Source organism: Amycolatopsis sp. NPDC051106, from assembly GCF_040682775.1.
Taxonomy (GTDB): domain Bacteria; phylum Actinomycetota; class Actinomycetes; order Mycobacteriales; family Pseudonocardiaceae; genus Amycolatopsis.
In genome coordinates this window covers 85,903-94,797 of record NZ_JBFBBQ010000030.1, presented here as the reverse complement: position 1 = coordinate 94,797, position 8,895 = coordinate 85,903, and the positions used below count along the sequence as shown (strand labels likewise).

The window sequence follows — 8,895 nt, the reverse complement described above, 5'->3', positions numbered from 1 at the left end:
CCCCGCCGGGCTGACCCGGGTTTCAAGCGCCCCAATGTGGCGTTGGGTGCGTGGGACGCACCGAACGCCACATTGGGTGCGTGGGACGCACCGAACGCCACATTGGGGCGCTAGGAGACGTCTCCCGAGGCCGCGAGCCACGTGTTGCACTGCTGGTTGCGGTTCTTGGTCGCGCCGTGCTGCCACCAGGAGATGTTGTGCCTGGCGCTGCCGTGGTCGCGCTTGCCGTTGCGGGCGTAGTCGTCGCCGCGGTCCTGGGCGTTCCAGGCCTCGTTGTAGATGTTCTTGTCGACCGATCCGCCGGAGACCGACGCCGAGCCGAGGAACATGCCCGAGAAGCACTGCGCCTCGAGCTCCATCCGCCGGGACAGTTCCAGGCCGGCCGCCGAGTCGGCGCCCGCGTCGTAGCGCTGGCCGCCGTACGCCTCGGTGATGCCGGCCAGGTTCTGCACGTGGTGGCCGTACTCGTGGGCCAGGATCGACAGGTACGGCCCGGGGTGGTTGCCCCACGAGTCGATCTCGATGCGGTCCATCGGCATGTAGATCGTGTCGTTCGAGGCGCAGTAGAACGGCGTGACGCCGGTCGTCGTGCCCCCGCTGCCGCACGGCGTCGACGACTCCGACAGCGACCGCGGCACCGACAGGTTCGGCGACCGGAACGGCAGGTCCACGGCGCCGAGCATGCGTGACCACATCGCGTCGAGGCAGGCGATCCCGGACTGGAAGAACCGGGTCGCGCTGTTCTGGTCGGTCGCCCAGCGGCTCAGCGAGCAGGGGACGTTCTGCAGTCCGTAGTCGGCGCTGGCGAACAACGGGTTGTTGCCGGTGGCGACGACCGAACGGGGACCGCGTGGGGTTTCGGACGTGCGGGTCGTGCGCTCGGTCGTTTCGCTGGTGGTCGTCCGTTCGGTGGACGACGTGGTCGCGGTGGTCTCGTCGGCGGAGGTGGTTTCGTAGGTGTCCGAGGGGTAGGTGCTGGAGTACCCGGCGTCGGCGACGTGCCGGGTGTTGCCCCCGATCAGCGCGACGGCCGCGACGAGCCCCCCGACGACCGCGACGATCCCGATGATCGCGACGGCGACGATGACCCCGGTGTTCGACTTCTTCGCGACGTAGGGCCGGTAGCCGGGCGCGAACCGGGGCCCGAAGGGAGCGCCGGGAGGCGGGCCGGCGTAGGCGGGGGCGAAGACGGGCGGAGCGGCCACGGCCGGCGGCGGAAGCGGCGCGCCCGCCGGGAAGCCGCCCGGGCGCGGGTAAGCACCGGACGGCGGGCCGTGGACGGGAAAGCCCTGAGTACCTTGTGGACCCCGGGGCGGCTGGCCGGGGAACTGCGGCGGCTGCCCGCCAGGACGCTGCCCCGGCTGCCCGCCGGGGCCTTGCTGGGGAGCACCGCCGGGCGCTTGGCTCGGCCGGCCGTGCGGAGCACCGCTTTGCCCCGGCCCGCCGGGCGGCGCCTGCCCGCCTTGGCCTGGACCCGGCGTGCCGCCGGGCCCAGGGCCTTGCTGCGGACCAGCGCCGGGGGCTTGGGGCGATCCCGTTTGCGGCGCGCCGCTTTGCCCCGGCCCGCCGGGCGCGCCGTGCGGCGCCTGCCCACCCGGACCTCGCCCCGGGCGACCCTGCGGCAGCGGCCGAACTCCCGGCGGCGGCAACGGTCCCCGCCCCGGTGGCGGCACCGGCCGCCGCGGGTCGTGTGGACCAGGACCCTGCGGGCCTTGCGTCATGAAAGCGGAACCCCCCGTGCGATTTCCCCGTCGGAAGCGACGTACCTGCGGAGATCTCGCCGTTCCGGGCGTCAGCATAGAGCGGGTGCTCTAGGGTGTGGTGCTGTGTTGAGCAAATGGGGGACAGCGGCCGCGGTCGCCGCGGTCGCCGCGATCGCCGTGCTGACCGCCGGGCCCGCCGCCGCACAAGGGCCCTCCGCCGGGCCCGTCCTGCCGAACGCACCCTCCGAGCAGGCCAAGAAGCCCCAGCAGCTGAACGGCCAAGACGTCCAGCCGCCCGAAGGCCCCACCGCCGACGTCGCCCTCAAAGTCCTCCGCGACGGCTCGCTCCAGGTCACCGAGAAGGTCACCGTCCCCGGCGGTAAGCAGCTCACCTCGCGCGTCCCCCTGAAAGTCTCGGCCGGCGACGACCAGGATCGCGTCTTCGAAGCCAGGGACATCAAGACCGAGGGCGCCGCCACCAGCCAGCTCACCGGCGACCAGCTGGTCCTCACCTTCACCGGCGGCGTCTCCACCGTTACCTACACCGTCGACGGCGCCATCGCCGACCAAAGCGGCCGCCAGCAAGCCCGCTGGCAAGTCGCCAGCGGCTTCGACACCCCGCTGGAAAAGCTCACCGCCTCCTTCCTCGCGCCGTCGCCCCGGCTGTCCCCTGTGGACTGCTTCGCCGGCCCGATCGGCTCCAGCCAGCGCTGCACGCTCGCCGAACTCGACCACACCGGTGTCGTCCGCCTCGAACAGAACGACGTCCGGCCCGGCGACCGCGTCGACCTCCTCGTCGGCCTCCCCGCGAACACCGTCCCGGCCAACGCGAAGTTCGCCGACGTCGGCCTCTTCGCCACCGCCTTCGCCTTCACCCCGCTGACCGGCATCGTCTTCGCCCTGCTGCTCGTCTTCCTCATCGCCGGCGGGATCCACGTCCAGCGCCGCCGCAAGGAAGACGCCGGCGCGCTCACCACCGCCACCGGTCCGGTCGAGGTCCTCCTGCGCGACGGCGACCGCGTCTTCTTCGCGAGCCCCGACGGCGTCCTGCCCGGCCAGGTCGGCACGGTCGTCGACGAGACCGTCGACGTCGTCGACATCAGCGCCACCGTCGTCGACCTCGCCGTCCGCAACTACCTCTGGCTGGCGGAAGTACCGGGACAAGATTGGCAAATCGCCCGCCGCAACCCGCCGGACGAGCACCTGCACGACTTCGAACGCGCGGTCTACGAAACGCTGCTGCCGGCCGGCATCGACGCCGTCCTCGTGTCGCAGCTGCGCGCCCGCGGCCGGCTCGACCTGCGCAAGATCAGCGACGCGATGTACGCCGACGTCGTCACCAAGCGCTGGTTCTCCCGCCGCCCTGACACCGCCCGCGGCCGGCTGACCTGGCTCGGCGCCGGCATCTTCGCGCTCGGCGCGGCCGCCACCGCGGTCCTCACCTTCACCCTCGGCGAAGCGCTGCTCGGCGTCGCGGTCGCGCTGGCCGGGCTGGCTGTCGCCGCGGCGGCCGCGCTGCTGCCCTCGCGCACCGCGCGCGGCCGGGTGCTCGTCGGCCAGGTCCGCGGCCTGCTCGACTACCTCCACACCGCGAAAGCCGAGGACATCCCGCCGGCCGACCGCGAGATGGTGTTCTCGCGCTCGCTGCCGTACGCGGTCGTCCTGGGCGACACCGAACGCTGGCTCGGCGCCTTCGCCGCGCTCAACCCCGCCTCCGACGGTTCGGCCGGGCTCTACTGGTACGGCGGCATGGAGTCCGATCAGGACCTGCGCCGCTTCGGGACGCACTTCCCGTCGTTCTTGACGGCGCTCGACGGGCTGCTCACCGCGTCCGCCCGCGCGTCCCGCTGACCGTGCTCGCCGGAGCGGTCCTCGCCCTCTTCCTAGTCGCTGGGCCGGGGGACGAGCCGCCGCTGCCGACCGTGCCGCAGAGCGCCGAGATCCAGCTCAAGGTCGAGCGCGACGGCTCGCTCTCGGTCGCCGAAGCGATCTCCGTGCCCGACGGCGTCACGATGGACCGCCGCGTCCCGCTGCGGGCCGCCGCGCCGCACCACCGCGACCGCGTCTACGGCGTCCGCGACGTCGTCCTCGAAGGCAGCGGGAACGCCCAGGTGGACGCGGACGCGTTCACCGTCCACCTCACCGCCGGCACGTCGATCGTCCGGTACACAGTGGACGGTGCGGTCGCCGGGAACCGGGTCACCTGGGAGCTGGCGGGAGGCTGGAGCACCGACCTGAAGTTCATCCGCGCCTCCTTCGCGGCGCCCGACATCCCCACCGCCGTCGACTGCCTCGCCGGGCCGCCGGACTCCGACTTCCCGTGCGGCGCCGCGCAGATCGACCACGCCGGGCTGACCCGGTTCAGCCAGCAGAACCTCGCGGCGGGCGAGCGGATGACGACGACCGTCGAGCTGCCCGCGGGCACCGTCCCGGCGAACGAAGTCCTCGTACCGGCCAAGACGATCGCGGGCGCGTTCGTCCTCACGACGCCGGTCGCCTGGGCCTGGGTGGGCTTCGCCGCGCTCCTGCTGACCGCGGCCACGTTCGTCGCTTTCGCCCGCCGCCGTGCCGCCGGCGACCCGCCCAAGGCCGGGCTGATCGCGAAGAACGGCGAGTTCGCGTCCCCGGAGGGCGTGCTGCCCGGGCACATCGGCTTGCTGCTGCACGGCCGCGCCGGGCCCGCCGACCTGGCCGCGACCGTGCTCGACCTGGCCGTCCGCAACTACGTCTGGGTGAGCGACGGCCCGACGCTGACCCGCCGCAACCCGCCCGACGAGCACCTGACGTCCTTCGAACGTGCCGTCTTCGAGGCCGTCCTTCCGGCGGAATCGGTGACCCTCGCCGAACTGCGGCAGCGTCACGTCGAAGTCCCACGAGCCGAGCTGGACGCCGACGTCGTCCGGCGCGGCTGGTTCGCGACGGGCCGGCTCCGGCGCGCCGGGACCCGCGTCGTCTTCTACGGCGTGTTCCTCACGATCCTGCTCGCGCTGACCGCCGGGTACGCCCAGCTCGGCGTCATCCTCGCGCTGGCCGGGGCCGCCGCCGTCGCCGTCTCGGCCGCGCTGCCCGCGCGCCGTCGCGCAGGTGCCGAGGTCGCGCTCAGGCTCCGCGGTGTCGCCGGGCAGCTCGCCGCGACGCGGGCGAAGGACTTCGACAAGCCCCAGCGCGAACTGGTGTTCTCCCGCGGCCTGCCGTACGCGTTGGCTCTGGGCGAACAGGGTCCGTGGGTGGCCGCTTTCGAGGGCCTCGAACACCCGCCACCGGTGTACTGGCACGACGGCGAGATCCGCCCTGACCAGGCCGGATCCTTCGCGACGGCGCTCGCGGGCACGTTCGCCGGTGCCCGCCGCGGGCGCCGGCTCGCCGTGGTGGCCGCGGACACCGGTTCTCACCCGCCAGCCGGGAAGCCAGGAGGCGCCGAGCCGTCGTAGGGTGGGGCCATGGCCGATCCCGAGCTCGTCCGATACACCCTCGACAACGGTCTGCGCGTGGTACTGGCACCCGACGCGACCGCGCCGGTGGTCGGCGTCAGTGTCCACTACGACGTGGGCTTCCGCTCCGAGCCGGAGGGGCGCACCGGGTTCGCGCACCTCTTCGAGCACCTGATGTTCCAGGGCAGCGAAAGCTTGGAGAAACTCGCCCACTTCCGGCACGTGCAGTCCAGCGGCGGCACCTTCAACGGGTCGACGCACCCCGACTACACCGACTACTTCGAGGTGCTGCCGAGCGCCGCGCTGGAGCGCGCGCTCTTCCTCGAAGCCGACCGGATGCGCGCGCCGAAGCTGACGGCGGAGAACCTCGCGAACCAGATCGACGTCGTCAAGGAAGAGATCCGCCTCAATGTGCTGAACCGGCCCTACGGCGGGTTCCCGTGGATCACCCTGCCGCCGGTCCTGTACTCGACGTTCCCGAACGCGCACAACGGTTACGGCGGCTTCGAAGACCTCGAGAGCGCCACGGTCGACGACTGCGCGGCGTTCTTCGACACCTACTACTCGCCGGCGAACGCCGTGCTGACGGTGGCCGGCGACTTCGAGGTGGGCAACGCCAAGAAGCTGATCGAGGACCACTTCGGCGACGTCCCGCACCGGCCCGCGCCGCAGCGGCCGTCCTTCGCCGAGCCGCTGCCGACCACCGAGCTGCGCGGCGAGGTCGAAGACCCGCACGCGCCGCTGCCCGCGCTCGGCATCGGCTACCGGATGCCGGACCCGATCAACGACATCGACGGCTACCTGGCCTACCTCGTGCTCGCCGGCGTCCTGACCGACGGCGACGGTTCCCGCCTGCAGCAGCGGCTGGTGCACAAGGAGCCCCTGGTCGTCGACATCGGCGCCGGCGCCGGGCTGTTCGGCCCGTTCGAGGCCCGCGACCCGGACACGTTCACCATCACCCTGATCCACCCGCACGAGGTGCCGCGCGAGCGCGTGCTGGCGGCGCTGGACGACGAGCTCGAGAAGATCGCCGAGAACCCGCCGGACGAGCAGGAGCTGCGGAAGGTCACCGCCCGCTGGGCGGCGAGCCTGCACTCCGAGCACGACCGGCTGGTGTCCCGGACGCTCGCGCTCGGCTCGTTCGAACTGCTCTACGGTGACGCGTCGCTGGTGTACCGGCTCGCGGACCGGATGTCCGCCGTCACCTCGGAAGCCGTGTCGGCCGCGGCGAAGGCGCTGCGCCCGGACGCGCGCGCCGTGCTGGTGGTCAAGCCCGCTTCGGAAGGGAACAACGAGCAGTGACTTCTGCAACGCACCGCACGGCCGAGGAGATCGGCCGCACCACGCGGGGCCCGCGCCCGCTGCCCCCGCTGGGCGAGCAGCGCGCCGCCGGCGACCTGTCCCATGTGGACACCGAGCTCTCGAACGGCCTGCGCGTGCTGGCCGTGCGCAAGGCGACCGTGCCGATGGTCGAGGCACGGCTGTGGATCCCGTTCGCGGGCGACGACGCGCTGCACCCGGCCACGTCCGAGGTGCTCGCCGAGACGATCCTGACCGGCACCGCGCGCCGCAACCGCATCGAGATCGACGCCGAGCTGGCGCTGATCGGCGGCGACATCGGCGCCGGCGTCGACCCGGAACGCCTGGTGCTGACCGGATCCGCGCTCGCCGAGAAGCTGCCGACGTTCCTCGACGTCCTCGGCGACGTCCTCACCGGAGCGACCTACGCCGACGACGAGATCGCGCGCGAGAAGGAACGGCTGGTCGAGCGGATCGCCGTGTCGCGCACGCAGCCGCGCACGATCGCGCGGGAGGCGCTGCAGAAGCACCGCTACGGCGACCACCCCGCCACGCGCGAGGTCCCGAAGGCCGAAGACGTCGCGGTCGTGACGCCCGAGCAGGTCCGGGCGCTGCACCAGGCGTCGGTGCTGCCGCGCGGGGCCGTGCTGGTGCTCATCGGTGACATCGACCCGCAGGCTGTCATCGGCGAGCTCGAGAAGGTGCTCGGTGGCTGGGCGTCCGACCGGTCCGCCGTGCGGCTGCCGCCGCTGCCGGAGCTGACCGGCCCGAGCGTGCGGCTGGTGCCGCGCGCCGGGGCCGTGCAGTCGCAGATCCGGCTTTCGGCGCAGACCGTGCCGCGCACCGACCCGGGCTACGCGGCGCTGCAGCTGGCGAACCTGGCCTACGGCGGGTACTTCTCGTCGCGGCTGGTGGAGAACATCCGCGAGAACAAGGGGTACACCTACTCCGCGCACTCCGGGTTCGAGTTCACCGACGGCACCGCGGTGGTCAACGTCGACGCGGACACCGCCACCGAGGCGACCGCGCCGGCGCTGCTGGAGACCCGCTACGAGCTGGGCCGCCTCGGCCAGGTCCCGCCGGCCGGTGACGAGCTGGAGTCGGTGCGGCAGTACGCGATCGGCTCCCTGCTGACGTCGACGTCGTCGCAGTCCGGGCTGGCCGGCCAGGTGCTGGCGCTGGCCTCGACCGGCCTGGGCCTGGAGTGGCTCATCGAGCACCCGGCGCGGGTCGCGGCGGTGACCGCCGAAGAGGTGGCCGAAGCGGCGCTGAAGTACTTCACCCCCCAGCGGTTCACGGGTGTGGTGGTCGGGGACGCGGCCGTGCTGGAACGCAAGCTCCTCGCGCTCGGTGACGTCGTCGTGGGTGAGCCGGCCTGATGTCCGTCCCGTTCACCCTGGGTGACCTGCCTACTTTGTCACGGTCCACTGTGGACCGTCAGGAGCGCTTGCGCACCAACCCTTCGCGGCTGGTGTCGCGCTGGGCGGACGCCCGGGTCGTCCTGCTGGACGACACCGGGCGCACCCCGGTCGTCGAGGGTTCGTCCGTGCTGGCGTTCCGGAAGGCGATCGACTTCGGCTCGGAGCCGCCCGCCGACGCGGTGTTCCTCGGCGAGTGGCAGGACACCGACTACTGGTCGCTGCCGGGCGGCCCGTCGGGTGACGCCGGCACGGTGAAGATGGCGGGCAGCTGGGGCTTCGTCGAGGAGGTCCCCAGCGCCGACGGCGAGGTCTGGGTCGAGCTGCGCGGCTACGGAGACCTGCTGGACGACACGTCGGCGGGCCTGTTCACGACGGCGCAGGCACTGCGGAACTGGCGTCGCCAGGCGAAGTTCTGCACGCGCTGCGGCCACCCGACGGAGCTGATCCAGTTCGGCTGGGCGAGCAAGTGCACGAACGACGGCCGCGAAGAGTACCCGCGTACCGATCCGGCGGTGATCTGCCTGGTCCACTCGCAGGAGGGCGTCAACGGCTCGCACGTGCTGCTGGCGCGCCAGCCGATCTGGCCGGCCGGGCGGTATTCGGTGCTGGCCGGGTTCGTGGAGGCGGGGGAGTCGCTGGAGGCGTGCGTCCTGCGCGAGATCCGCGAGGAGGTGGGGGCGGTCGTGTCGGACGTCCGCTACCTCGGGAGCCAGCCGTGGCCGTTCCCGCGGTCGATCATGCTGGGCTTCACGGCCCGGGCGGACCGGTCGTTGCCGCTGGTCCCCGCGGACGGCGAGATCGAAGAGGCGCTGTGGGTGTCGCGCGACGAAGTGCGGGCGGCGTTCGCGAACAGCGCGGTGCGGGGCGAGGGTTCGAAGCCGACGCCGATCGCCGGCGGTGCGGCGGAGATCATCCTGCCGGGCAACTCGTCCATCGCCCGCGTGATGCTCAAAGCCTGGGCGGACGCGGAGGAGTGAAACTCGTTGGCGCTCGCCCGGCCGCTGCTGCTAACCTCGCGGCGGCCGTGCGAGCGAACGAGGA

At 72.7% G+C, this 8,895-nt stretch carries 6 protein-coding genes; 5 read left to right on the top strand and 1 reads right to left on the bottom strand.

Features of this window, described 5'->3' with window-relative positions:
- Positions 1–110: 110 nt before the first annotated feature.
- Entirely contained in the window at positions 111–1,205 is a 1,095-nt protein-coding gene (locus AB0M83_RS23030) for a neutral zinc metallopeptidase (RefSeq protein WP_364520144.1), read from the bottom strand.
- Between the two features lie 621 nt (positions 1,206–1,826).
- Between AB0M83_RS23030 and AB0M83_RS23025 the strand changes: the two genes are divergently transcribed.
- From AB0M83_RS23025 to nudC, 5 genes are all read left to right on the top strand, one after another.
- The gene (locus tag AB0M83_RS23025; protein ID WP_364520142.1) at positions 1,827–3,554 is read left to right on the top strand and encodes a DUF2207 domain-containing protein; all 1,728 of its coding nucleotides are present in this window, start codon (positions 1,827–1,829) and stop codon (positions 3,552–3,554) included.
- Positions 3,555–3,625: 71 nt separating this feature from the next.
- Complete coding sequence (locus tag AB0M83_RS23020) at positions 3,626–5,134, top strand: DUF2207 domain-containing protein (protein WP_364520140.1); 1,509 nt, start codon at positions 3,626–3,628, stop codon at positions 5,132–5,134.
- Positions 5,135–5,143: 9 nt separating this feature from the next.
- Positions 5,144–6,436 carry a pitrilysin family protein gene (locus tag AB0M83_RS23015; protein WP_364520138.1) on the top strand — a complete coding sequence of 431 codons (1,293 nt, stop codon included), beginning with the start codon at positions 5,144–5,146 and terminating at the stop codon, positions 6,434–6,436.
- Positions 6,433–7,812 (top strand): pitrilysin family protein, encoded by a 1,380-nt coding sequence (locus tag AB0M83_RS23010; protein ID WP_364520136.1) that lies wholly within the window; start codon positions 6,433–6,435, stop codon positions 7,810–7,812. Before AB0M83_RS23015 ends, AB0M83_RS23010 begins: the two co-directional genes overlap by 4 nt.
- Entirely contained in the window at positions 7,812–8,831 is a 1,020-nt protein-coding gene (nudC, locus tag AB0M83_RS23005; RefSeq protein WP_364520134.1) for an NAD(+) diphosphatase, read from the top strand. Before AB0M83_RS23010 ends, nudC begins: the two co-directional genes overlap by 1 nt.
- The last annotated feature ends 64 nt before the right edge of the window (positions 8,832–8,895 follow it).